This is a genomic window from Gilvimarinus agarilyticus (assembly GCF_000832015.1).
Classification (GTDB): Bacteria; Pseudomonadota; Gammaproteobacteria; order Pseudomonadales; family Cellvibrionaceae; genus Gilvimarinus; species Gilvimarinus agarilyticus.
On record NZ_JXCJ01000001.1, the window covers coordinates 2893524 to 2918403 of the forward strand.

Genomic DNA, 24880 nt, shown 5'->3' on the forward strand with positions numbered 1-24880 from the left:
AAATGAACCACCGAACAATGAGCCTAAGAGGTCGCAGGAATGGACTACACAGGAGAGGCAAAAACGTCAAACAACTCACCTTCAACGCTGTAGCAACAACGCAAACAATCAAGGCCGAGACTCTTGCTCACAGCCTCGACGCCGTCGATTTGTCGGATTGCCTGGCCACCCGAGTCGGCGAGCAATAAATGCAGCAAGCTGGCAAAAAACTGCATCGGTGTCATGGCTGAAGGGATATCACCTAAGCCCTCAACCTCCGGGCCAGCGAGTGACGGAAGATCCAGAGCGCCAATAAGCTCAGCCCGGTTAAGCAGCCGCGCAATGCCTTCACCGGCATCGGGCACCATAATGTTTAAACGGTGATCTTGTGTCTGAATTTGCCAGGCCCAAACCGGTGCCTGAGGGACTGCTGAATGATCGGCACAATCTGGCTTTACGTGAAGGCCGTAGACCTTGAGCATATGCTGCGTTAGCGCAAAGCTAAAGGTATCGACTTCGCGGGCGAACTGGCTATGAGAAACCTCGGCGCCAAACAATTGTAAGTTACGCAGGTTCCAATAGTGGTAATCAGCCAATAAATTCGGCAAATTATTATCGCTTAAGTACTCCTTTTTAACCAACGCCTCGCCCAACGTTAGTTGTTGAGTGCGTTGCTCGGCGTGTAGCGCTTCTAACGCTGACCGGCTTATCCAGCCAAGGTTAACCACGATTTGCATAAACAGAGCATCACTTTCACACCCCGACAGCGGTAATTTTTCTAGCTGTTGCTGGCTGAGCGCACCGGTCAGTAAGGTCCGTTGCGCCAGTGTTTGATTAAGCTCGCGCTGCAGAGCTAATGCCTCTCGCAATTGAGAGCCAGTCACAATGCCTTTTAGCAGTAAATATTGGCCAAAAAAGCTGGTGGTCATGATGGCTCTCCGATCAACATCTGTTCTCCTAGCAGTTCAGCACTACTAATGGTATAGGTGCTCTTAGGGTATTTGTCGACTGTGAATCTTATCAGTTTAGCGACCATAAACGGCCGTCAGGTGGCAACGCTACCGGCAATAACATCAACGCTTTCGAGTAGATCGGCAATCAAGCGCTGTGCGCTGCCGGTCACCTCCGCACCGCTAACACGGTGGGCAATAACCGCCGGCGCTACGGCCTGTAGATCTTCCGGGATGACATAATCGCGCCCCGCCACATAAGCCCAAGCTTTAGCAGCGTGCAGCAAAGCCAGTGCCCCCCGGGGCGACAAGCCGTGAGTAAAACCCTGCTCGTAGCGAGTGGCGTGTACCAGCCTTTGTAAGTAAGCAATGAGTGAGTCGGACGCCTTTAAGGTACGCACCTGTTGTTTGATCTCGGCTAACTCGGCGAGGGTAATACACTGCTCAAGCGAGGGAATCGCCCGGCGCGGATCACCACCGCGAAAAATAATGCGCTCGGCCTCGGGGGATGGGTAGCCAAGGCTAATACGCATCAAAAAACGGTCGAGCTGCGACTCTGGCAGCGAGAACGTACCCATTTGTGACTCGGGGTTTTGCGTTGCGATGACGAAAAAAGGCTGAGGCAAGGGGCGGGTTTCGCCATCGATGCTCACTTGCTGCTCTTCCATCGCCTCCAGTAACGCGCTTTGCGTTTTAGGTGTTGTGCGATTAATTTCATCGGCCAACAACACCTGGGTAAAAACCGGCCCGGGATGAAATGTAAACCGGCTGGCATTGGCATCAAAGGTAGACACCCCGATAATATCAGCCGGCAGCATATCGCTGGTAAACTGTACCCGCTGATACTCAAGCCCCAACACTTTTGCCAGAGCATGGGCGAGTGTGGTTTTACCCATGCCCGGCAGATCTTCAATCAGCAGGTGCCCACCGGCCAGCAGGCAGGTTAGCGCCAGCTTTACTTCGTGCTCTTTCCCGAGCAGCACTTTACCTATTTCGCGGCAAGCGGCATTAACACTCTCTTGCATAATCGGGCTCTCAGGGCTAGGCGATAACCGCAAAACCGCGGGTCAGGTCGGCTTTTAAATCATTAACATCTTCAAGCCCCACGGCAACGCGAATCAGGTTATCGGAAATACCGGCGGCGAGTTTTTGCTCGTCGCTTAGGCGACCATGAGTGGTTGTTGCCGGGTGAACGATGGTCGTTTTTGCATCGCCGAGATTAGCCGTAAGCGACATAACCCGCGTCGCGTTGATCACTTGCCACGCTTGCTCGCGCCCACCTTTGACACAAAAAGACAATACACCACCAAAGCCCCGCTGCTGCCGCGCCGCCAGTGCATGACCCGGATGATCCGGTAAGCCCGCGTAGTAAACCTTCTCGACTTGAGGCTGCGCTAAAAGCCACTCGGCCAGCGCTTGGGCGTTAGCTGAGTGAGCATCCATACGCAGGCGCAAGGTCTCCAGGCCCTTTAAAAAGACCCAGGCATTAAATGCGCTCATGGTAGGGCCAGCACTGCGGATAAAACCCAACACCTCATCGACTAAATTCTTTGGCCCGGCCACTAACCCGCCCAAACAGCGGCCCTGGCCATCGATATACTTGGTGGCCGAGTGCACAATCAGGTCGGCGCCAAATTTAATCGGCTGCTGCAACGCTGGGGTGCAAAAACAGTTATCCACCACAAACAGCGCATCGTGCTCGTGAGTTAAGTCCGCCAAGCGTTGCAAGTCGACGATATCGCACAGCGGGTTAGAGGGCGTCTCGACAAACACTAAACGCGTATCCGGCGTAAACGCCTTTTGCCACGCGGTAAAGTCGATGGGGTCGACGAATGTGGTCGTAACGCCAAAACGCGCCAGGTATTTGGTAAACAACACCGTTGTGGTGCCAAAAACGCTGCGCGAGCAAACAATATGATCGCCAGATTTTAGCAGGGCAACGCAAGTAGACAGGATAGCCGCCATACCGGATGCGGTGGCCACGGCACTCTCGGTGCCCTCCATGGCGGCGATGCGCTCTTCAAGCGTGCGCACAGTTGGGTTGGTGTAACGTGAATAGACATTGCCCGGCTCGTCGCCACCAAAGCGGGCAGCGGCTTGCTCGGCGCTGTCAAACACGTAGCTTGAGGTCAGGTACAAGGCCTCAGAGTGTTCGCCTTCCGCACTGCGGCTCTGCCCTGCCCGCACGGCCAGCGTATCGATGCCGGCCCCGGCCAGTGCCTGTTTACGTAATTCGTGTAAATCGCTCATAACCGCTCCGCCGCTTACTGCCTACTCAGGGTTAGTGAATATGTAAATCTTCACTGTCATTATGCAACCCTATGGGGCTTTCTTCCTCTTTTTCCCGCAGTTCTTTTTTCTTCTTGTTTTTGCCTTCCTGACGTGCGGCCTCAATTTTATCTAAATACTCTTTATCGACGTCGCCGGTAATATAACGACCATCGAACACCGCGCAATCAAATTCGTTGACGCCGTCCGCGCCCTCAGCCGAGGCGGCCACTAAATCATCCAGATCTTGGTAGATCAACCAATCGGCGCCGATCTCTTCGCACACTTCATCGTGGCTGCGGCCGTGAGCAATCAACTCTTTACTGGTAGGCATATCAATGCCGTACACGTTGGGGTAGATAACTGCAGGGGCGGCAGAGGCAAAATAGACTTTTGCCGCGCCGGCTTCACGGGCCATTTGAATAATCTGCTGGCAGGTGGTGCCACGCACAATCGAGTCATCCACGAGCAGTACGTTTTTACCGCGAAACTCCAACTCGATGGGATTGAGTTTTTGCCGCACGGATTTTTTCCGCATCTGCTGACCGGGCATAATAAAAGTACGGCCGATATAGCGGTTTTTGATCAAACCTTCACGGAACTTAACCCCGATTTTATAGGCCAGCGCCTGACCGGCGACACGCGAGCTATCGGGAATCGGCACCACGACATCAATGTCGTGATCGGGCCGCTCGGCCATAATTTGTTCGGCGAGTTTTTCACCCTGGCGCAAACGCGCTTTATAAACAGACACGCCATCCATAATGGAGTCGGGGCGGGCAAAATATACGTGCTCAAAAATACAGGGGCTTAGGCGAGTATTCTTGGCGCACTGTTTACGGTGAAGCTCGCCATCAAAGGTAATATAGATCGCTTCGCCGGGGGCGACATCGCCTATTAAATCAAAACCAAGAACGTCGAGCGCGACACTCTCGGAGGCAACCATATATTCGTCGCCTTTGTCGGTTTCACGCTTGCCGTACACCAGCGGGCGAATACCGTTGGGATCGCGAAAGGCAACAATGCCATAGCGGGCAATCAAGGCGACCACCGCGTAGCCACCACTGACACGTTTGTGCACGCCCTCGACGGCAGCAAAAATATCGTCCTGATCCGGCACTAACTTACCCTGCAGTTGCAGCTCGTGAGCAAACACATTCAGCAGAACTTCAGAGTCAGAGTCTGTGTTAACGTGGCGCAAATCTGTTTTAAACAACTCTTCGCTGAGGCTGTCGGCATTCACCAGGTTACCGTTATGAGCCAACGCAATGCCGTAGGGGGAGTTTACGTAAAAGGGCTGCGCCAACGCGGGGCCCGAGCTACCCGCTGTGGGATAACGCACATGACCAATGCCCACATTACCCACCAAGCGCTGCATATGGCGAGTGCGAAATACATCGCGCACCAAACCATTGGCCTTTTGCTGGGTCATTTTGCCACCTTGGCAAGTCATAATACCGGCTGCGTCCTGGCCGCGATGTTGGAGGATAGTCAGCGCATCATAAAGCTGCGTATTGACGTCGCGTTTACCCACTATACCAACAATACCGCACATATTTGCCTCACCTTCGTGTAATGCGAACCATTAAAAAAATGATGTAATCCATTCGAGCGCCTGATCGGTTGTGTCCCGAGCCCAGGCTTCAAATACTAAAAATCGGGGAATCAATACAGACTCTTGCCACCAGAGATCATGATTTACAGGAACCAATGAGGGCAGCAATATTACCGCGGCCAGCACTACCAGTGCACCGCGAACCAAGCCAAATACCATTCCAAACAGACGGTCGGTGCCGGACAGCCCGGTCATGCGAACCAACTCGCCAATCAAATAATTCACCATGGCCCCTACGATTAACGTAGCGGCAAATAAAATCCCAAAAGCGGCCATAGCCCGCAGCGAAGGAGTAGGAATTAGATCGGTCATGAGAACCGCCAGACGATCATCAAAGATCGAGGCAATAATAAAAGCCGCCACCCAGACTACCAGCGACAAAGCTTCTTTGACGAAGCCTCGTTTTATGCTGATCAAGCAGGACACAGCCATAACGCCGACGATGGTCCAGTCTGCCCAGTTCATGGGTTCAGTGACTCCGGTTTTCAGAAGGCGCTGATTCTAACAGAGCAGCCCCTGCGGGCATACCCCAGCTCACGGTTTGAATGGCAACACCATAGAATTGACTTTAAACACAGGGTCCACCTCTTGCTTAACCTCCAGCGCCAGTGCTTTATCCAATTTGGGACCGATAAACACACGGCTCACCTCGCCTTGTGAGGTTTTAGCCGAACGCACATAAGCCTTATAGCCACGCTCCTGTAATCGCTTGCGCAGTGACTGAGCGGACTCTGAAGATCGCAAACTGGCAACCTGCACCATCCAGGCGTCGGCCAGTAACGAGGCGCTGGCATCATCCTCCGGCGCAGCTTCGACTTCAGCTTCAGACTCTGGCTCTACAGCGGCGCCCTCCGTCTCAACATCAGCCGCCAGAGATGTGGTCACTGCCGCGGTGCTGGTTGCCGATGACGCGCTCATCTCTTCTGACTCAGGCTCGAGAACCGGCTGCTCGTTATCGGGTAAGAACATAGTACTGGGCTCGGGGGCGGGCGCCGTAACAGTGCTCGGCTGAGGTTTGTCGATAACAACAGGGGTAATATTAGGGCGTGGAGGAATTTGACTGCGGGTATCGACCTGATAGGGTGCGTGCTGCTTAAAAAAGCCCGGCAAAAAGATAACGGCGATGCCTGACAGCACCAAAGCTCCTATCAAACGCTGTTTTAACCCGTTATTCACTTAGTCTCCCCAGCCAACTGAGCCGTCATATCTGGCGCTAATATAGCCATTGCCGCCGCTACGGTAAAGAAAGAACCAAAAACCAACAACAGATCATCTTTGTCCAGGTCGGCAAAAAGCGGAGAAGATAACTGCGCAAAACCCTCGGCAACACCGGAGCAAACCGTCACCTGGCCGCCGCCCTGTGCGATAATCGCCGCCAGAGTATCGGCGCTAGCCGCCCGTGGTACATCCTCCAGCCCGAGTGCCAACCAGTGATCGACGAGGGAAAACAATGGCTGCAGGGCGCCGGCGATATCTTTATCCGCCATCATCGCGACCAAGGCAACCACCCTACCCTTGGTTTTTTGCCGTTTTACCACCTCAGCCAAATAAGCGGTCGCCGCCGGGTTGTGCGCAACATCCAGCAGCACAGGTGTCGCCCCGTAGTTCAGCCGCTGCATTCGACCGGGCAAGCGCAGATTTTGCAACACATTAAGCAACCCGTGGGCGGCCACGTCGACACCAAGGGCACGCACCGCCTCTATTGCCGCCACTACACTGGGGACGATCAAGGATACAGCGGGCACCTCTAGCGCCGTACCGGTTGTGACGTCTAACAATCGCCAAGGGCCGGCACTGGCATTAAAGCCAGTAGCTGGCTGATCTTCACCCGCCATATTTTGCACAATAAAATCGCGCCCGATTAGCCGCAGCGGCGCGCCAATATCCGCCGCGTACTGCAGTAGCGAGGCCGGTGGGTCACTATCGACACAAATAGCCGGCTTCTGCGCACGCATAATGCCCGCTTTCTCACGGCCAATACTCTCACGGTTATTGCCGAGCCAGGCCTCGTGATCAATCGCAATACCGGTAATCACCGCCACATCCGGGGCAATAACGTTCACCGCATCCAATCGCCCGCCTAAACCGACCTCAAGCACCATTACATCAACGTTTTGCTGGCAAAAAAGTACCAGCGCCGCGAGCGTACCAAACTCAAAATAGGTTAACGATGTATCACCACGGGCTGTATTTACCCGCTCAAAGGCGCGGCACATGTCAGCCTCGCTAACTGCTTTACCGGCGATTCGCACACGCTCGCAATAGTGCACAATATGAGGAGAGGTATAACAGCCAACTCGCCAACCGGCGGCCTCGAGTAAGGCGCTAGTGGCCGCGACACACGAGCCCTTGCCGTTGGTTCCGGCCACGGTAATAACGGGCGGCAAATCCCCCAGAGGGAGTTGTTCAAGCACCTGCCGCACGCGATCGAGCCCTAGGTCAATCTCGCTAGGGTGCGCTTGCTCTAGCCAGGCGAGCCAGTCATCGAGGTGAGTAAAACCCATAGTAGGTACCCTCAACGGGCCGTCAAAGCGAGGGGAGTAGCAAAAAAGCGCCCGGCTTGGGGCGCTTTGGGTGTGGCCGCGGTTAAACAGCAAAGCCACACGTGATTAGCCATACAACAGAGGCAAAAGCCGCCGGCGCCTTGCGCCACTAGCTCACTTCCTCTTGCGGCTGAGCGGGGGCTGTGCCTTGGCGAGTAAACTTAGCCAACAAGCCGGCAAGCTTATCTCGCATCTGGCCTCGGTGAATAATCATGTCAATCGCACCATGCTCAAGCAAAAACTCGGCGCGCTGAAAGCCCGGTGGCAACTTTTGACGAATGGTTTGCTCGATGATGGCGGGACCTGCAAAACCGGCCCGTGAACCTGGCTCGGCCGCGTTAATATCGCCCAGCAACGCCAGCGATGCAGACACGCCACCATAAACGGGATCGGTCATGATCGAGAAGTAAGGCGTCCCCTGCTGCTTTAAGCGCTCGATCACGGCGGAGGTTTTAGCCATCTGCATCAGCGAGATCAACGCCTCTTGCATACGGGCACCGCCGGTGGCCGAAAAACACACCAGTGGAATATTTTCTTCAAGGGCTATCTTGGCCGCCCGCGCAAAGCGCTCGCCCACAACGTACCCCATCGAGCCGCCGTGAAAGGCAAACTCAAAGGCAACCGCCACAATAGGCATGCCTTTTAACTCACCTTTCATGGCCACTAGCGCATCTTTCTCGCCGGTGGTCTTTTGCGCCGTGCTCAAACGGTCTTTGTATTTCTTAACGTCCTTGAACTTAAGCCGGTCAATGGGCTCAACTTCAGTGCCTATCTCCTGGCGGCGATCTTCATCGAGAAAGATATCCAGCCGGCGCCGGGCACCAATACGCATGTGGTGGTCGCACTTCGGGCAAACGTCGAGGTTTTTTTCCAGCTCTGGTCGATACAGAACCGCAGAACATTTAACGCACTTTTTCCAAAGGCCTTCAGGGACCTTACTTGAGCCCTTCTTGCCATCAGCACGTACAACGCTGGGAACCAGTTTCTCTAGCCAACTCATGGTGGTATCTCTTAATTGCTTTGCTTTATCCAGTAGACAGGGGCGGCGACCTATTACAGGCTGTCTAACCCCCGGCGAATATCACTAATAATAGCACCGACCGCGTCGGCGATCTCGTCCGGTGATTGACCCGCATGTTTGCCCATGGCGTCCACCAGAACACTACCGATCACAACACCGTCGGCCAATCGGGCCACTTTTGTGGCAGTGTCGGCATCTTTAATACCAAAGCCAACACACATAGGCAGCGAGGTTAACGCACCAAACTCATCGAGCTTGGTCTTAACGGCATCCACATCCAAGTGCCCGGCACCGGTCACCCCTTTAAGCGAAACATAGTACAAAAAGCCGCTGGCATTGCTCGCCAAATGACGGGCGCGCTCTGGAGCCGTGGTGGGTGCCAACAAAAAGATGTTATCAATATTGCGCTCGGCCAGCTCGGTTTTAAGCTCGCCCAACTCTTCTGGCGGTAAATCAACGGTAAGCAAGCCATCTACCCCAACCTGCGCCGCACGCTCGGCAAACCGGCTGTAACCCATGCGCTCTACCGGGTTGGCATAGCCCATTAAAATAACCGGGGTTGTGGTGTCGGTTTTGCGAAAGTCGGCTACCAGATCGAGGGTGCCCGTTAGGCTTGTGCCCGACTCCAGCGCCCGCTCATGGCCGAGCTGAATAACCGGCCCCTCTGCCATCGGATCGGAAAAAGGCACTCCTAGCTCGATAATATCGGCCCCCGCCTCTACCATTTTGTGCATGGTGGGCAAGCTCGCCTCCGGGCACGGGTCACCGTTAACAATATAGGCGACGAGCGCCTTTCGGCCACGGGCTTGCAAAGCTTCAAATTGTTGACTGATTCGACTCATGAAAGTTTATCCAATTGCGTTTAGGTCACACCGTAATGCCGTCGATATCGGCTACCGTGAGAATATCTTTGTCGCCGCGACCGGACAGATTGACAATAATAATCTGATCTTTGGCCATGGTAGGTGCAAGCTTTGCCGCGTAAGCCAAGGCGTGCGAGCTTTCGAGCGCGGGCATAATCCCCTCGACCTTAGTAGTACTGCGAAAGGCGTCCAAGGCTTCATTGTCATTGATGGCGACGTAGTTAACGCGGCCCAAATCTTTTAACCAAGCGTGCTCTGGACCCACTCCCGGATAATCGAGCCCTGCCGACACTGAGTGAGTTTCGATAATCTGACCGTTTTCGTCTTCCATCAAATAGGTGCGGTTACCGTGTAACACCCCCGGTACGCCGTCATTGAGTGGAGCTGCGTGGCGCCCGGTAGCAACGCCATCGCCGCCGGCTTCAACACCGTACATAGCCACTGACGTATCATCCAAAAACGGATGGAATAAGCCAATAGCGTTAGAGCCGCCGCCCACACAAGCCACCAAGGCATCCGGTAAACGACCGGTGCGCTCCAGACACTGAGCGCGAGCCTCGCGGCCAATAACAGCCTGAAAGTCACGCACCAGCTGCGGGTATGGGTGAGGACCGGCAACGGTGCCGATAATATAAAATGTGTCGTCGACGTTGGTGGCCCAATCACGCATTGCTTCGTTCATGGCATCTTTCAGGGTTTTAGAGCCAGAGGTCACCGGAATCACTTCGGCCCCCAACAGCTTCATGCGGTAGACGTTCAGCGCCTGGCGCCGTACATCCTCGGCTCCCATGTATACCTGACATTTAAGCCCTAATCGCGCCGCCACGGTTGCGGTCGCAACACCGTGCTGACCGGCACCGGTTTCGGCAATAACCCGGGTCTTACCGGTTTTTTTTGCCAACAGAGCCTGCCCGATCGTGTTATTTACTTTGTGCGCACCGGTATGGTTTAAATCTTCGCGCTTAAAATAAATTTGCGCCCCACCCAACTCACGACTCATGCGCTCGGCATGATACAACGGTGATGGTCGGCCGACGTAGTGGGCCAAATCGCGATCAAACTCTGCCTGAAACTCAGCGTCGTCTTTTAAGCTGCTGTAAATTTCTTGCAGCTCATCCAGGGCATAGATCAAGGTCTCGGAAACAAAGCGTCCACCGAACTGGCCAAAGTGACCCTTTGCATCGGGAAACTCACTGTAATTAACCGTAGTTTTCTGCTCTTTCTCACTCACAGTTCAACTCACCTTTCAAAGGGCGCCGTGCTTGGCGCTAGGATATTTGGCATTGGCAATAAATTGGGCAACTTTGGCTGAATCTTTGATGCCGGGGGAAGCCTCAACCCCTCCGCTGACGTCAACCCCATAACAGCCAGTTGTCGCCATTGCCTCGGCAACATTGTCCGGTGTTAAACCACCGGCTAAAACGATTGGGCGCGGAGCATTAACGGGCACTCGCTGCCAGTCAAATGTCGCTCCGGTACCGCCGGGTACGCCTGGCTGATAAGCATCCAGTAAAAAACCCGCGGCTCGATCGAAAGGCTGCATAGCCGCCTCGACGTCCAGGTCCGGTCGCATTCTAATCGCCTTTAGATAGGGACGTTCAAATTGCTCGCAAAAAGCCGCAGATTCATCGCCGTGAAACTGCAAAAGCTGCAACGGCACTTCGCGCAACACCTCTCGCACTCTATCGGCCGAGGCATTCACAAACAGCCCGGTGACTGTCACCAATGGGCCGGCAGCAAAGGCTATCTCGCGGGCACTGTTGATATCAACAGCACGACTGCTAGGTTCGTAAAACACCAAACCAATGGCGTCTGCACCGCTATTTACAGCCTGTTGTGCATCGACCACTCGGGTGATACCGCATATTTTTACGCGCGAAGAGTTCAAGCGGATTACCTATCATGCATTCAAAATCGACACACTGCTGGCGAGCGGCCGCAAAGGGCTGAATACTAACAGATTTTATCCACTATTGCTGCAGCCCACTCGCTCAGTCAACTGCCCAATCGGGTCGTCGATAAACAAGGGGCCGGGGCTTACGCTCGGCAAATCGGGGGACTCAGGGTAATCCACCGACGCCAGATACAGGCCATTAGGCCTGGCGGTTGCCGCCGCCACCGACCGCTCGCGTGCCGCCAGCACCTCGACCGGCCAATTAACCGACTTGGCACCGCGGCCGACCTCCAGCAACACTCCTACGATGTTGCGCACCATATGGTGCAAAAATGCATTCGCCTTGATCTCCAGCACAATGAGATCACCCCGGCGTGACAGGTGGATGTGCTCTACCAGCCGCACCGGGCTATGGGCCTGACACTGAGCCGCACGATAAGAAGTAAAATCATGCTCGCCAACCAGCCCTTGCGCCGCGATAGCCATGGCTTCGGCATCGAGCTTATAGCGCACCCAGGTAACCTGGTCGTGCAACAGCGCCGGGCGCGATTCACCATCGCTTATTAAATAGCGGTAAGCGCGGGATCGGGCGCTAAACCGAGCGTGAAAGCTATTGCTTACAGCGCGAGCCCACCGCACCCCTACCCCTACGGGCAAATGCGGCCTAGCCCCCAACACCCAGGCTTTGTCGGGGCGTACTGCTAAAGTATCGAAATGCACCACCTGAGCCGTCGCATGAACACCCGCATCGGTACGCCCGGCACAAATCAAAGTAATCGGCTCGCAAGCTACCTTAGACAATGCTTTTTGCAAATAGCCTTGTACCGTCGGCACGCCACCAGGCTGCACCTGAAACCCGTGAAAATCGCGACCATTGTATTCAACGCCCAGAGCAATGCGCTGCATACCCTCAGGCCAGGGCGTCGTGGGCGTAATTTCACAGTTGCGGGTGTAGTATCTTTCTTGCATATCCAGGCTCTAAACGTAAGCACGAGGTGGGCTGTATAACACAATGGAGAGAAAACCTCGCCCCTGAAATAAAAAAGGCCCTGCACACCTACGTGGGCAAGGCCTTTAGAGACGCTAACGAGTTAGCTTTGAGCTTTCTCCAGCAGGCTATTTGCCTCGGCTTTTTGCTCATCGTTACCCTCTTCGGCCACTTCGGCGAGAATATCGCGAGCGCCGTCGAGATCTCCCATATCGATATAGGCACGGGCCAAATCGAGCTTGGTGGTCACTTCGTCACTATCCGTCAAGAAGTCGAGATCTTCGTCGTCAAGGTCGCCGTCGTCATCCAACTCAGACAGATCATCAGTATTCTGAACGTCCTCTGGGGCTGACTCGTCATCGCCTAAGCCGCCCAGCGCCTGCGCAAAAGCCTCATCTTCATCAGCATCAAAAGCTTCTGGCGCCTGCTCAGCACCGCCAACATCGAAAGACTCTCCATCCTCAGCGTCGTCGGCATCATCCAGATCAGCCATATCGGCATCCATAGACTCGAGGTCGAAGTCGTCCATGGCTTTATCCAGGTCAAAGTCATCCGCGTCGTCCTCAGCTAAATCAAGCGTTGGAACGTCGGCCTCAAGATCTGGCGAAGCTTCACCATCCAGCGCTACCGAAACACGCGGCTCACCGTCGGCTGATGGGCTATAAGGCTCAGGCTCACCGTAGACAGGGGCTTCATCTTCTTCGGGCTCCAAATCAAGCGGTGTATCAAAGCTAAAATCTTCGTCCAGCAGCGGTTTCTCATCGGTCAGCGATACGCCACCTTCCGAGTCGGCCTGACCGGAATCATCACTGATGGCATCTAGATCAAACTCCAAATCCGCCAGCTCGTCAGAGTCCAGCTGCTGTGGTGGCGCAACGTCTTCCGGCGCCATCGGCTCTAGATCATCAAGACTTAACTCAAGATCGTCTGCTGCATCGGGCTTATCGGTCTCATGGTCGAGATCCAGAGACAAACTATCGTCCGCCTCACCTGCGTCATTGTCGTCATCAAGGTCGAGGTCGAGGTCAAACTCCAGTGCATCTTCTTCTGTGTCCGAGTCAAAGGAAAGGTCGTAGCTGCTAGAAGATTCATCCAACTCAAGCTCGTCGCTAGCGGTGGGCGCCTCGTAGTCGGTAGAACCTAATGACTCGTCCGATGCCCCTTCGCTTAGCTCGTCAGACAGGTCAAAATCAAAATTGTCGTCCAGATCAAGCTCTTGGTTGTCAGCGATTTCAGACTCGTCATTCAGGTCGAAGGTCTGGGCAAAATCGTCTTCACCCAAGTCATCAGTGGAGGTAGCCACCGCAGCGCCAGCAACAACAGCTGGGGTAACAAACTCAGCTGCTCCTGCAAAGTGCTGCTCGCGTAAACTTTTAGCCCGGGCAATCGAATCCTCGTCGCCCTGCTCGAACACATTTGCTAAACGCGCATCAAACGCTTCGAGATTATTACTTTCGCCATAAAGCTCGAGCAGCTTGAGGTTAATAGCCATAGAGCCCGGCTCGCGCTCCAGTCCGGCCAGCAGCATTTCTTCGGCTTGATCGTATTTACCCAGCGCGATGTAAATATCCGCCTCACCGACCACGTCACCGGTTTCCGCTTCAATGGAAGTCTCGGCATCATCACTTTCACTAAGCAGTTGCTCATCCGCCAACTCTTGCTCTAGTTCGGCGTCTGTTTGCTCAAACTCGGCTTCACTTTCGGCGTCTTCATAGGCGATTGGTTCATCATAATCAGAGGTAAAGTCTTCATCCTCACCCGCTTTAGAGCCTCGCTTGCGCAACGCAACGACAACCAGCAACACAATCACAACCAACGCCAAAACAATCCATAACAGATTGTTCATGAGCTTATCCATCAGCGTAGGCTCAGGAGCGCGACGTACAACTTTGCTGGTATTACGAACGGGCTTTTCTACCTCGGGTTTAGCCGCAGTAGCGTCAGGCTTAGTCGCTGGTGTTTCTGCGTCGGGTTTAGCTGCTGTCTCAGGCTTAACGTCCTGCTCGACTGACCCGGGCTCAACACCTGCCATTGGGTTCTTAGCAGGCTCTGCATTATCAGTACCGGCAGGTTTGGCGTCAGCAACTGAAGCGGCGCTATCGTCAGCGCCCTCTTCTTGCTGGGCGGCCAGCTCCAGGGCGCGCATTTGCTCGTTGCTAACGGCAAGCAGACGCTCCATGGTTTCAATTTGCTCTTCGAGATCGCCCACGCGCGAGCGCAGCTCGGAGTTTTCACCGCGAGTGCGGGCCAGCTCATCTTTTGCATCTGTCAGCTCACGTGAGAGCTCTTCAGTCCCAGCCGAGCCGGCACCGGCGTTACTGGTGTCCGCCGCCTCATTGCTGCCAGATGCCAAGCGCACCCGACCACTTACTTCACTGGGAGCAGAACGGTCGGCATTGGTGCGGCCCGAACCATCCAGTTGTGCACCCATAGCGTCACCAGACCACTCGCGGTTTTGTTCGGCAACACGATTTACAGCCTGACGGTTATTTAGATTGCGAATCTCAGTCTCTGAAGGAATACGCAATACCTGCCCTTTGCGTAGCAGATTTATATTATTGCGAATAAAGGCATCTGGATTGGCCTGCTGGATAGCCAGCATGGTTTGATGAATTGAGGCACTACCCGGGCGATAATCGCGGGCAATTTCCCACAAGGTATCACTGGCTTTTACAGGACCGTAGACATCGCCTCCGGCATTGTCAGCCGATACGGCGCCGGAATCAGTGCGCTGCCGTACCGGCTCGCTCTTTGCGGGCTGACTGGAGGATGCAATCGGGGTCACACTGCCCTGCACCGGCGCGGCCGTCTCACCCGAAAAAGTAGGCAAATCCAGCAACAACGTGTACTCGCGCATCACGCGGCCGCTGGTCCAGCGCATATCAACCACAAAACTCAGGTACGGCTCGCGTACGGGATCACGACTGGTGACGGCCACGAACGGTCCATTGGGGCCATCGGTCACAACGTTAAAGCGCAATTGTGTGTAAAAAAACGAGCGCTCTAATCCGACTTTTTCAAAGTCCTCTTCTGAGCCGAGCTTAATGACTATCTGCTCGGCGCTAAGATCACCTAGATCCCGCAAACCGATATGAGCGTCCAGCGGCTGATTGAGAGACGAATTTAGCGATATGTCACCGAGCCCCAGCGCCAATACAGAGCGCGAAACCAACAGTGATAAAACCCCAAGCAGTATTACCAGCTTACGAAGATGCATAGCATTTTCCTTTTATTGTCTCCCCCGGCCTCCTGACGACCACCCGCCATTGGACTTCCTGTCAACCACAAAACTGTGGCGCGGCATACCCGAAAATTGTTGTAATAAGGTTTTTCAACCTCGAATATTTCTTCACTAATAGCCGTAAGTATTCATTATAAATAGCTTTTTATCAATACTTAACCCGGCGACGGCCCGCGCTTATAGATCGCTTTTTAGGCAAATACGCCCGACGACCTAAAAAATGCATAAAAATGCGACGCCGTTCAACATAAAAAAGCCTCGACTCTGGTGCGAGACGAGGCTTTTAGGACCGCGAATGCGGCATGCGCAGACGGACTATGCGTTACGCAGCACTTGCAACATACGACGCAGTGGCTCGGCCGCACCCCACAACAGCTGATCACCCACAGTGAACGCATTGAGGTACTCACCGCCCATACTGAGCTTACGCAAACGACCAACCGGAATATTTAGAGTGCCGGTAACCGCCGTAGGCGTTAGATCACGCAAAGTAGACTCTTTGTCGTTCGGAACCACTTTAACCCACTCATTGTGTGAGGCGATGATCTGTTCAATTTCATCCAGAGGAACATCTTTTTTCAGCTTAATGGTCAACGCCTGAGCATGACAGCGCATGGCGCCGATCCGCACACAAGTGCCATCCAGCGGAATGGGGTTGCCTTCAACACCCAAAATCTTGTTGGTTTCGGCCTGTGCCTTCCATTCTTCCCGGCTCTGGCCGCTTTCCAGCTGACTGTCGATAAACGGCAATACACTACCGGCCAACGGCGCACCGAAATTTTCAGTGGGGAAATCACCCGAACGCATAGTGGCGGCCACTTTACGGTCAATCTCCAAAATAGCGGAAGCGGGATCGGCCAATTCGCTGGCAACGCCGTCGCGAATAGTGCCCATTTGTTCAATTAGCTCGCGCATATTGCGCGCACCGGCACCAGAGGCCGCCTGATAAGTCATCGAGGTCGCCCACTCAACCAAATCATTGGCAAATAAGCCGCCGAGGCCCATCAGCATCAGGCTAACGGTACAGTTACCACCGATGTAATTTTTAACGCCGCGAGCCAGGCCGTCTTTAATAACATCCAGGTTAACCGGATCCAGCACAATCAGTGAGTCTTTATCCATGCGCAAGCTCGAGGCCGCATCGATCCAGTAACCATCCCAGCCGGTTGCACGTAGGTCAGAGAAAACTGCTTTTGTGTAATCGCCGCCCTGACAAGAGATAATGGCATCAAGTTCTTTAAGGTCGTCAATAGCGTAGGCATCTTTTAATGGCGGCAGCCCTTCGGCCACGTTGGGCGCGTCGCCACCCACGTTGGAGGTGGTGAAAAATACCGGCTCAATGCCGTCAAAATCGTTCTCAGCCTGCATACGCTCCATGAGGACAGAGCCGACCATACCGCGCCAACCTACAAAACCTACTTTCATCTTATAACTCTCTTTTGAATGAATTAACGCTCTCCCCGAGCCTTGTGAGCACCGCTTCGAGCGCTATATATCTTGCCGCAAACAGCCGCTGGCTGCAAATTGACCACACTTTTACAGGGCGGCCAGCACCGCATCACCCATGGCCGAAGTGCTCACTTTGGTACTGCCTTCGGTGACGATATCCGCCGTACGCAAGCCCTGATCCAGCACTTTACCAACCGCTGACTCAATGGCGTCGGCCGCCTCTACCATGCCCAGTGAGTAACGCAGCATCATCGACGCCGACAAAATTGTCGCCAGTGGGTTAGCAATGCCCTGGCCGGCGATATCTGGCGCGCTACCGTGGCACGGCTCGTACATTCCCTGCCCGCTTTGATTGAGTGAAGCCGATGGCAACATGCCGATAGAGCCGGTAAGCATGGCAGCGGCATCAGACAGAATATCACCAAACATATTGCCGGTTACCAGCACATCAAATTGTTTAGGGGCGCGTACCAACTGCATGGCGGCGTTATCCACGTACATATGCGACAGCTCGACATCCGGGTACTCGGGCGCCAAACGATCCATGACCTCGCGCCACAAAATGGTTGCCTCAAGCACGTTTGCCTTATCTACTGAGCAAACTTTCTTACCGCGCTTTCGTGCCATCTCAAAGGCGGTGCGACCGATACGCTCGATCTCACTCTCGCTGTACTTATAAGTGTTGTAGCCCTCACGCTCACCATTTTCCAGCGTGCGAATACCGCGCGGCTCACCAAAATAGATGCCGCCGGTTAACTCACGCACGATCAAGATATCCAGCCCTGAGACTACCTCGGGTTTAAGACTAGAGGCATCCACCAATTGCGGATACAGTAATGCCGGGCGCAAGTTGGCGTACAAACCTAACTGCGAGCGAATTTTTAGCAAGCCGCGCTCGGGGCGAATGGCGCGATCGATGCCATCCCATTTGGGGCCACCCACGGCGCCCAACAAAATAGCGTCACAGCCGCGAGCGTTTTCCACCGCCGCATCGGTTAAAGGCTCACCGTGTTTATCGATAGAGGCCCCACCAATCAGCTCTTCGACAAACGACAAGCCCAATGAGAACTTGTCGTTTACCGCGCTCAATACGCGCTGAGCTTCTGTAACAATCTCCGGGCCAATACCATCGCCCGGCAAAATCATAATTTTTTTAGACACGTTTGCTCCTAAAGTTTCAAAGGTCTCGGGCGGTGCTCGCTACACCACCGACGCCCCATAAATTTCAAAAATTTTATCGTTTTGCGCCACTGGTGAAAACGACTCCCACTCGATACCGTTGGTGTCCACATCGCTGGTAAAGCCCAACGCTGCGTCATCTTCAAACCCAAGGTGACGCAGCTGGCCCGCCTGAGCCGGCATTTCATTAATAGAAAAATTTAACGAATCAGTGCGCCACATAGCGTATTTACCAGGCACCACAGCATTGGGCTTACACCCCAAACGCCGGGAGTAATCAGTGATCGACTCCGTTAAATTTTTTACCGCCAAAGCAATATGAAATCGCTTCATACAACACTCCATGTGTATACCGAATGACTCGGGTGTTAATTTTTTACCGCATCAAACAACCACGGCGCATTTTCACGGCGCTTCGCCTCATAGGCTTTAATGGCATCGGCCTGTTCCAGAGTTAAACCAATATCATCCAACCCGTTTAACAGGCAGTGCCTGCGAAACTCATCTACCTCAAAGTCAAAAACCTCGCCCGCCGGGGTAATCACCTGCTGGTTTTGCAAGTCTACCGTCAGCTGGTAACCATCAGTTTGATACATTTGTTGAAACAACTGCTCCACCACCGCCTCACTTAACACCAGTGGCAACAAGCCATTTTTAAAGCAGTTATTGTAAAAAATATCCGCAAAGCTCGGTGCGATAACGCAGCGAAAACCGTAGTCGTCTAGCGCCCAAGGGGCGTGCTCGCGCGATGAACCACAACCAAAATTTTTACGTGTAAGCAAAATCTCAGCGCCCTGAAAGCGCGCTTGATTAAGCGGAAAATCTTGGTTCAGTGGGCGACCCGTGCACTCCTGATCCGGCTGCCCTACATCCAAATAACGCAACTCGTCAAACAGGTTTTTACCAAAGCCGGTGCGCTTAATGGATTTTAAAAACTGCTTAGGAATAATCATGTCGGTATCGACATTGGCGCGATCCATAGGCGCCACAATGCCGGTAACTTTAGTAAAAGGTTTCATAACAGCTCCCGCTTAAGTGCGCACAAATTCACGAACATCAACAAAGTGGCCCGCCACACCAGCGGCCGCCGCCATGGCGGGGCTCACCAGGTGAGTACGCCCACCATAGCCCTGACGCCCCTCAAAGTTGCGGTTTGAGGTTGAAGCACAGTGCTCGCCCGCGCCTAACTTATCGGCGTTCATGGCAAGGCACATAGAGCAGCCCGGCTCGCGCCACTCAAAGCCCGCGGCGACAAAAATCTTATCCAAGCCTTCGGCCTCGGCCTGAGCTTTGACCAAGCCAGAGCCAGGCACCACCATCGCCTGCTTAACACTGTCGGCTTTCTTACGCCCTTTAACTACCTCTGCCGCGGCGCGGATATCTTCGATACGCGAATTAGTACAAGAACCGATAAACACACGGTCGAGTTTGATATCAGCAATAGGCTGACCGGCGTTCAAACCCATATACTCCAGCGCACGCAACATACCATCACGCTTCACCGCATCGGGCTCTTGCGCCGGGTCGGGTACATTGTCGTGCACGCCCACCACCATCTCGGGCGAGGTGCCCCAGCTAACCTGAGGCATGATGTCTGCGCCATTTAACACCACCACCTCGTCAAACTGGGCGCCATCGTCAGATTTCAAATCGCGCCAGGCCTCTACCGCGCGCTCCCAGACCTCGCCGGTGGGCGCGTAGGCACGACCTTTAACGTAATCGATGGTGATATCATCCACGGCGACCATACCAGCGCGAGCCCCCGCCTCAATAGCCATGTTGCATACGGTCATGCGCCCTTCCATACTCATAGCACGGAACACATCACCGCCAAACTCAACCGCATAACCGGTGCCGCCGGCGGTGCCAATTTTGGCAATAATCGCCAACACCACATCTTTAGGGGTAACGCCCTCGACCAGCTCGCCGTCAACCCGAATCAGCATATTGTTCATTTTTTTGGCCACCAGAGTTTGGGTCGCCAATACGTGCTCGACTTCACTGGTACCAATACCGTGCGCCAGGGCGCCCAAGGCGCCATTGGTCGCTGTATGAGAATCACCACAGACGATGGTCATGCCCGGCAAACAGGCACCGGACTCTGGCCCAATCACATGCACAATCCCCTGCCGCCGATCGTTGATTTTGTATTCAACAATGCCAAATTCATCGCAGTTATCGTCCAGAGTTTGTACCTGAATCAAAGACACCGGGTCTTCAATGCCGCTAATACCTGAGGCGCGCTCGGTAACAGTGGTAGGCACATTGTGATCCGGCGTCGCCAACACCGAGTCTACCCGCCAGGGTTTACGGCCGGCCAAGCGCAGCCCTTCAAACGCCTGAGGCGATGTCACTTCATGGACGATGTGGCGATCGATATAAATCAACGCCGAGCCATCGTCACGCTGCTGTACAAGGTGGGCATCCCAGAGCTTGTCGTAAAGAGTTTTTGCGGCCATGTTGTCCTCGTTTTTGCTAAATCACGGTAATGCTGGCGTCACTTGAGCGCGGCAATACATCATCAACTCTCTGGTGTTGGCCCGCTCTGCGGCAGGGCTTTAATACCAACAATTTGAGTAGGGTTAATAGTATAGACCCACCACAAATAAAACAAATTCATATTTTTTATATTTTCTATTCCAAATAGGAATGTTAATCTAAGCCCATGGATACGCAACACTTAAGCACGTTTGTCGCCATTGCCGAGAGCGGTTCGTTCTCTGTGGCTGCCGCGCGGCTACACCTAACGCAACCGGCGATCAGCAAGCGCATCGCGCTACTTGAGCAACAGCTGGATAAAAAGCTGTTTGACCGCTACGGCAAACAAACCCAGCTTACCCCGGCCGGCCGGGCACTACTGCCCCACGCCCGGGAGATACTGCAAGCGGTGACCGATGCTGGCCGAGCCCTGGCCGATCTCGACGGTGAAGTTAGCGGCCCGCTGAGCATCGCCACCAGCCACCATATTGGCCTACACCGCTTACCCTCTGTACTCAGCGAGTTTTCCCGCGCGTTTCCCAAGGTACACCTTGATTTGCACTTCTTAGACTCAGAGAAAGCCTTAACGGCGGTAGCGCAGGGCGAGTTTGAGTTGGGGGTTATTACCCTTGGCGGGCAGACCAGCGGGCAAATAACCCAGCGGCCCATTTGGCGCGACACACTCGAATTTGTCTGCGCCAAAACCCACCCGTTAACACAGCAAGAGCCTTTACAGTTAAGCGACTTATGTGATTATCAAGCTATCGCCCCAGACAGCAATACACACACCACGCGCTTGATCCAGCGGCTGTTCGAGGGCAACGAATTAACCCTTAACATCTCGATGGTCACCAACCACCTGGACACCATTAAAATGATGGTGTCTATCGGCTTGGGCTGGGGCGTTCTACCCCGCTCGATGATCGATGCCCAGCTGACCACGCTCAATTTACAGCTACCGCCTTTAACTCGTGAACTGGGAGTCGTTTTTGACAACCGACGCAGTCAAAGTAATGCAGCACAAAAATTTTTAGCCGTTTTACAAAGCTCAACACAAGCGGGCTAGTCACGACTGTTTTCGTTAAATCCACAATGCTATGATCGCCACCAAGATGTAACGTTTGCATCCAGAGCACAAATCTTGTGCTGCACTTTTTATATCGTACTTTTATGCCGTCTCTTGCAAGGAATTTACCATGAGAGTTTTGTTCTCCGCACTGTGCCTAAGCGCCGTTAGCAGCATTGCCCAGGCCGATGTCATTGGCATTAAAGGTGACATCGGGTTATGGCGCTCCGATTATGCCGGTGAAATTGGCTCTGCAGGCACGCCCGTTGCTGAGCTCGGTTATACCGACGAAACCAATCGCTTTTTACACGTTGCTTTTGAGCACCCCATTCCGCTTATACCCAACGCGCGACTGGCTTATACCGACATCAACGCAGGACGCTCGGTAAACTGGAGCGAGGGCAGCGCCAACTCCAGCATTGACCTAACTCATATAGATGGCACCGCCTATTACGAAATACTGGATAACTGGGTGAGTCTGGATCTTGGTTTATCACTGAGGGTTTACGATGGTCGTATTAGCTTGACGGACCCGGACACAGACGAGAGCATGAAAGTCGATGAAGTGTTACCCATGGCTTATGCACTTGTTGAAGCCGAACTGCCTTTCACCGGGTGGAGCGCAGGCGCCGAGGGTAACTTTACCGACTTTAGTGACTATCAAGTAGTCGATTACACCCTTAAACTGCGTTACTTGTTTGATTCGTTAATCGACTTTGGTGTTGAGTTTGGCTATCGCAATCAAGCCATCGACATTAGTAAGGGAATGGGCGCCGACTTAACACTGGACGGCCCCTACGCCGCACTCGCTCTGCAGTTTTAACAGCCCCCTCTAAAAAACGCGAGCGCTTTACGCCTCGCGTTTTAAAGCCGGCCCACTCCAGCCCCTAGGGCTGCCGTCCATTAACCCGCCACCTCTGCAGGGGCTGGCCAGCGCACCGTAAAGCAGGCGCCGCCGAGCGACTCGCTTTTGCTTAACGCCACAGAACCCGAGTGCCAGTCTAAAATTCGTTTAACAATCGCCAACCCTAAACCAAACCCCTCGCGATCGAGCGAAGGCTCTTGATGCAACCGCACAAATGAATCAAACACCCGCCCTGCATCGGCTTTCGGTATACCGGGCCCGTCATCCTCCACCCGGATGCGATAACAGCCCTGATCAAAATCCAATGTCACCAACACCTGACCACTGGCATACTTGGCGGCATTGCCCAGTAAATTCTGCAGCACCCGCTCGAGCAGGTTCCACTCGCAATACACGGGTCGCTGGGCCAAATAATCACGCACCATATAATCCGGTACTGAAGTGGTTGTCACAGCGCCGCGCGAGGTGATGCTTTCTATCAGCCCCTCGACCAAAGCGCATAAAGCACCCGGGGCTCCTTGCTGCAAAGTAAGAGCCTGAGTTTGCGTTTCAAAGCCAGCGTAATGCAGCAACTGGTTTATCAGCGCATCCATCTGCGTCACATCGGTGCGCAAATTGTCCAGCTGGTTTTGCCGCTGCGCCGCCGGCACATCGCCCTGAGCTAACTCTAAGGCGAATTTCATTCGCGCCAGTGGCGTACGCAATTCATGGGACACGGCATAAGTCATTTCGCGGTAAGAGGCAAGCAACTCATCAATACGCTGCTGCATGCGATTAAACTCTTGCGACAAACTGTACACCGCCGAGCGCTGGCTTAAGCGCACCCGCACACCAGCATCGGCGCGACCAATTAAACGTGCTTGTTTTTGCAGCGATCGTAAGTCGCGTACCAGCGGCCAAATCCAAAGATAAATCACCAACGCCAGCAGTAGATAAAACACCAGTAGCAGCACCCGATACCAGCCATCCTGCTCTGGTTCCGCCGGCAGTATTAGCTGCACAACCCACGGTGAGCCACTCAGCCGGTAGTACACTTGGCGTTGTTGCTCGGCGCTTAGCATAACCGGCTCGCCGGCCATAACATCTTGCTTAAGGCTCGAGTCTGCTAAATCTGACAACTGATAGACACGGGCCGATAATTGCAACTCGCTTAGATAGCGCTGCAGCCTTTCCTGTGGCGACTCGGCGCCCGACTCATCGGGGGTACTGAAGCGCGATTCAAGCAGGGTAAAAAAAGCGCGATTGAGAGGATCGGGTTGCTCGGGACCCGAGAGTGACAGGTATAGGCGATCGAGCCCCCACCCAGCCCCCAATATGACCAGAACAACAAATAAATAAAGTGTAAAAAAGGCGCGCCCGAGCAAGTAAGTTACTCCCAGGCGTCGGCCACCAACATATAGCCGCGCCCCCACACCGTTTTAATACGAGTGGGATTGTCGCTGTTATCGCCGAGCTTTTTACGTAAGTGAGAAATTCGCACATCGACAGTGCGATCGAGGCCGTCGTAGGGCCGCTGACAAATGGTGGTAAACAAATACTCGCGGCTCAGCACCTTACCCGCTTGGCGCGCCAAGGTTAGCAACAAATCGTATTCGTGGCTTGATAAGGGCACCACCTCGTCGGCAAGGCACACCTCTCGGGCACGGGTACGCACGGCTAACCGCCCGACGCTAATATCGCCGGTCTCCACTGGTTCGCGATTTGCCCGACGCAACAAGGCATTGATTCGGGCCAACAACACTCGCGGCTCAGCAGGCTTTATGACGTAGTCATCGGCGCCCACCTCAAACCCCAACACCTGATCGGCGTCGGTATCGCGCGCCGTCAACATCAACACCGGCCCTTCGTACTGAGGACGGATTTCCTTGCAGATACTGATCCCGTCTTTACCGGGCAACATCAAATCCAAAATCACGATATCCGGTTGCAGGTTTAGCACCTGGCGCGGGACGTTGAGCCCCATAGACTCCACCACAACGGTAAATCCGTTAGCCTGCAAAAAGTCTTTTACCAGTCCGGCCAAGCGTTGGTCATCTTCTGCTAACAGCACCACACTCATTAAAAAAAGCTCCATGGATTGCGCCGGCGGCGGCGGTAGCGCTTGGCATCGGCGATTACTTCAAAAGCCCGAGACGCCACAATAGAGTCACGGCCACTGGCATCCACCAGCTGAAACTGTATATCACTCGCGGTTTCTAACACAGACGTGTGACTCCCCGAGCGACTTTCCTGCCAACAGTCTAGCGGATCAGACTCGCCGGACTCGTACAAACACAGCGAGCGGCTTTGTTTTGCTTGCCAACTCACTCGCACGCGATCACGGCAGAGGTCTTCGCCTTCTGTCAGGACACATAAACTGGGTTCAAGGGTCAACTCTACCGCTCCGGCCTCTGTTACAGAGCCGTCCTGGGCGGCCGCACTGACAGGAAGCAACACTAACAACCCTAGGGCTGAAACCACCCAAATTCCCTGTAATGGCGG

At 54.0% G+C, this 24880-nt stretch carries 23 protein-coding genes; 2 read left to right on the plus strand and 21 right to left on the minus strand.

The features are described 5' to 3' along the window. Positions 1-44: 44 nt before the first annotated feature. The 18 genes from SD69_RS12510 to leuC all read right to left on the minus strand — a co-directional run bounded on the left by SD69_RS12510 (position 45) and on the right by leuC (position 20449). Positions 45-908 (minus strand): hypothetical protein, encoded by an 864-nt coding sequence (locus SD69_RS12510; RefSeq protein WP_041523486.1) that lies wholly within the window; start codon positions 906-908, stop codon positions 45-47. A 116-nt stretch (positions 909-1024) separates the two neighbouring features. Further along, complete coding sequence (locus tag SD69_RS12515; RefSeq protein ID WP_041523487.1) at positions 1025-1954, minus strand: AAA family ATPase; 930 nt, start codon at positions 1952-1954, stop codon at positions 1025-1027. A gap of 16 nt (positions 1955-1970) precedes the next feature. After that, positions 1971-3179: an O-succinylhomoserine sulfhydrylase gene (locus SD69_RS12520; protein ID WP_041523488.1), complete on the minus strand. Its 1209-nt coding sequence runs from the start codon at positions 3177-3179 to the stop codon at positions 1971-1973. Between the two features lie 31 nt (positions 3180-3210). Further along, the gene (gene purF, locus SD69_RS12525) at positions 3211-4752 is read right to left on the minus strand and encodes an amidophosphoribosyltransferase (protein ID WP_041523489.1); all 1542 of its coding nucleotides are present in this window, start codon (positions 4750-4752) and stop codon (positions 3211-3213) included. Positions 4753-4782: 30 nt separating this feature from the next. Further along, the gene (locus tag SD69_RS12530) at positions 4783-5277 is read right to left on the minus strand and encodes a CvpA family protein (protein ID WP_041523490.1); all 495 of its coding nucleotides are present in this window, start codon (positions 5275-5277) and stop codon (positions 4783-4785) included. Between the two features lie 69 nt (positions 5278-5346). Beyond that, positions 5347-5988: an SPOR domain-containing protein gene (locus SD69_RS12535; RefSeq protein WP_041523491.1), complete on the minus strand. Its 642-nt coding sequence runs from the start codon at positions 5986-5988 to the stop codon at positions 5347-5349. After that, positions 5985-7316, minus strand: a complete 1332-nt coding sequence (gene folC / locus SD69_RS12540) for a bifunctional tetrahydrofolate synthase/dihydrofolate synthase (protein WP_084591683.1) — start codon at positions 7314-7316, stop codon at positions 5985-5987. Before folC ends, SD69_RS12535 begins: the two co-directional genes overlap by 4 nt. 148 nt (positions 7317-7464) lie before the next feature. Further along, on the minus strand, positions 7465-8355 hold the full coding sequence (gene accD / locus SD69_RS12545) for an acetyl-CoA carboxylase, carboxyltransferase subunit beta (protein ID WP_041523492.1): 891 nt from the start codon (positions 8353-8355) through the stop codon (positions 7465-7467). 53 nt (positions 8356-8408) lie between these two features. Beyond that, complete coding sequence (gene trpA, locus SD69_RS12550) at positions 8409-9218, minus strand: tryptophan synthase subunit alpha (protein ID WP_041523493.1); 810 nt, start codon at positions 9216-9218, stop codon at positions 8409-8411. 25 nt (positions 9219-9243) lie between these two features. Further along, a complete protein-coding gene (gene trpB, locus SD69_RS12555) occupies positions 9244-10470 on the minus strand; it encodes a tryptophan synthase subunit beta (protein WP_041523494.1) in 1227 nt (408 codons plus the stop codon). Between the two features lie 15 nt (positions 10471-10485). Continuing rightward, entirely contained in the window at positions 10486-11127 is a 642-nt protein-coding gene (locus SD69_RS12560; protein ID WP_041523495.1) for a phosphoribosylanthranilate isomerase, read from the minus strand. Between the two features lie 75 nt (positions 11128-11202). Next, positions 11203-12102: a tRNA pseudouridine(38-40) synthase TruA gene (gene truA / locus SD69_RS12565; protein WP_041523496.1), complete on the minus strand. Its 900-nt coding sequence runs from the start codon at positions 12100-12102 to the stop codon at positions 11203-11205. 122 nt (positions 12103-12224) lie between these two features. Next, positions 12225-15338, minus strand: coding sequence for a FimV/HubP family polar landmark protein (locus SD69_RS12570; RefSeq protein WP_041523497.1), 3114 nt, complete (start codon positions 15336-15338; stop codon positions 12225-12227). 339 nt (positions 15339-15677) lie between these two features. Further along, a complete protein-coding gene (gene asd / locus SD69_RS12575) occupies positions 15678-16787 on the minus strand; it encodes an aspartate-semialdehyde dehydrogenase (protein ID WP_041523498.1) in 1110 nt (369 codons plus the stop codon). Positions 16788-16898: 111 nt separating this feature from the next. Further along, on the minus strand, positions 16899-17972 hold the full coding sequence (gene leuB / locus SD69_RS12580; RefSeq protein WP_041523499.1) for a 3-isopropylmalate dehydrogenase: 1074 nt from the start codon (positions 17970-17972) through the stop codon (positions 16899-16901). A gap of 39 nt (positions 17973-18011) precedes the next feature. Then, complete coding sequence (locus tag SD69_RS12585) at positions 18012-18323, minus strand: VOC family protein (protein ID WP_041523500.1); 312 nt, start codon at positions 18321-18323, stop codon at positions 18012-18014. A 35-nt stretch (positions 18324-18358) separates the two neighbouring features. Beyond that, positions 18359-19009: a 3-isopropylmalate dehydratase small subunit gene (gene leuD, locus SD69_RS12590; protein ID WP_041523501.1), complete on the minus strand. Its 651-nt coding sequence runs from the start codon at positions 19007-19009 to the stop codon at positions 18359-18361. A 12-nt stretch (positions 19010-19021) separates the two neighbouring features. Continuing rightward, entirely contained in the window at positions 19022-20449 is a 1428-nt protein-coding gene (gene leuC, locus SD69_RS12595) for a 3-isopropylmalate dehydratase large subunit (protein ID WP_041523502.1), read from the minus strand. Positions 20450-20655: 206 nt separating this feature from the next. Between leuC and SD69_RS12600 the strand changes: the two genes are divergently transcribed. Next, positions 20656-21534: a LysR family transcriptional regulator gene (locus SD69_RS12600; protein WP_041523503.1), complete on the plus strand. Its 879-nt coding sequence runs from the start codon at positions 20656-20658 to the stop codon at positions 21532-21534. A 130-nt stretch (positions 21535-21664) separates the two neighbouring features. Next, the gene (locus SD69_RS12605; RefSeq protein WP_041523504.1) at positions 21665-22357 is read left to right on the plus strand and encodes a TIGR04219 family outer membrane beta-barrel protein; all 693 of its coding nucleotides are present in this window, start codon (positions 21665-21667) and stop codon (positions 22355-22357) included. A gap of 80 nt (positions 22358-22437) precedes the next feature. On the opposite strand, the gene SD69_RS12610 is transcribed toward SD69_RS12605, so the two are convergent. The 3 genes from SD69_RS12610 to SD69_RS12620 are packed head-to-tail and all read right to left on the minus strand — an operon-like array spanning position 22438 to position 24859. Then, positions 22438-23763, minus strand: a complete 1326-nt coding sequence (locus tag SD69_RS12610; protein ID WP_052481131.1) for an ATP-binding protein — start codon at positions 23761-23763, stop codon at positions 22438-22440. 5 nt (positions 23764-23768) lie between these two features. Continuing rightward, positions 23769-24473, minus strand: coding sequence for a winged helix-turn-helix domain-containing protein (locus SD69_RS12615; RefSeq protein ID WP_232301194.1), 705 nt, complete (start codon positions 24471-24473; stop codon positions 23769-23771). Continuing rightward, positions 24458-24859: a DUF3019 domain-containing protein gene (locus tag SD69_RS12620; RefSeq protein ID WP_198144094.1), complete on the minus strand. Its 402-nt coding sequence runs from the start codon at positions 24857-24859 to the stop codon at positions 24458-24460. The genes SD69_RS12615 and SD69_RS12620 overlap by 16 nt, the downstream gene beginning before the upstream one ends. Positions 24860-24880 lie beyond the last annotated feature (21 nt).

Bases quoted from the DNA above. Each gene is read 5' to 3' on its own strand.
- SD69_RS12510 (WP_041523486.1), bottom strand. From the start codon at position 908: ATGACCACCAGCTTTTTTGGCCAATATTTACTGCTAAAAGGCATTGTG.
- SD69_RS12515 (WP_041523487.1), bottom strand. From the start codon at position 1,954: ATGCAAGAGAGTGTTAATGCCGCTTGCCGCGAAATAGGTAAAGTGCTG.
- SD69_RS12520 (WP_041523488.1), bottom strand. From the start codon at position 3,179: ATGAGCGATTTACACGAATTACGTAAACAGGCACTGGCCGGGGCCGGC.
- purF (WP_041523489.1), bottom strand. From the start codon at position 4,752: ATGTGCGGTATTGTTGGTATAGTGGGTAAACGCGACGTCAATACGCAG.
- SD69_RS12530 (WP_041523490.1), bottom strand. From the start codon at position 5,277: ATGAACTGGGCAGACTGGACCATCGTCGGCGTTATGGCTGTGTCCTGC.
- folC (WP_084591683.1), bottom strand. From the start codon at position 7,316: ATGGGTTTTACTCACCTCGATGACTGGCTCGCCTGGCTAGAGCAAGCG.
- accD (WP_041523492.1), bottom strand. From the start codon at position 8,355: ATGAGTTGGCTAGAGAAACTGGTTCCCAGCGTTGTACGTGCTGATGGC.
- trpA (WP_041523493.1), bottom strand. From the start codon at position 9,218: ATGAGTCGAATCAGTCAACAATTTGAAGCTTTGCAAGCCCGTGGCCGA.
- truA (WP_041523496.1), bottom strand. From the start codon at position 12,102: ATGCAAGAAAGATACTACACCCGCAACTGTGAAATTACGCCCACGACG.
- SD69_RS12570 (WP_041523497.1), bottom strand. From the start codon at position 15,338: ATGCATCTTCGTAAGCTGGTAATACTGCTTGGGGTTTTATCACTGTTG.
- asd (WP_041523498.1), bottom strand. From the start codon at position 16,787: ATGAAAGTAGGTTTTGTAGGTTGGCGCGGTATGGTCGGCTCTGTCCTC.
- SD69_RS12585 (WP_041523500.1), bottom strand. From the start codon at position 18,323: ATGAAGCGATTTCATATTGCTTTGGCGGTAAAAAATTTAACGGAGTCG.
- leuD (WP_041523501.1), bottom strand. From the start codon at position 19,009: ATGAAACCTTTTACTAAAGTTACCGGCATTGTGGCGCCTATGGATCGC.
- leuC (WP_041523502.1), bottom strand. From the start codon at position 20,449: ATGGCCGCAAAAACTCTTTACGACAAGCTCTGGGATGCCCACCTTGTA.
- SD69_RS12600 (WP_041523503.1), top strand. From the start codon at position 20,656: ATGGATACGCAACACTTAAGCACGTTTGTCGCCATTGCCGAGAGCGGT.
- SD69_RS12605 (WP_041523504.1), top strand. From the start codon at position 21,665: ATGAGAGTTTTGTTCTCCGCACTGTGCCTAAGCGCCGTTAGCAGCATT.
- SD69_RS12615 (WP_232301194.1), bottom strand. From the start codon at position 24,473: ATGGAGCTTTTTTTAATGAGTGTGGTGCTGTTAGCAGAAGATGACCAA.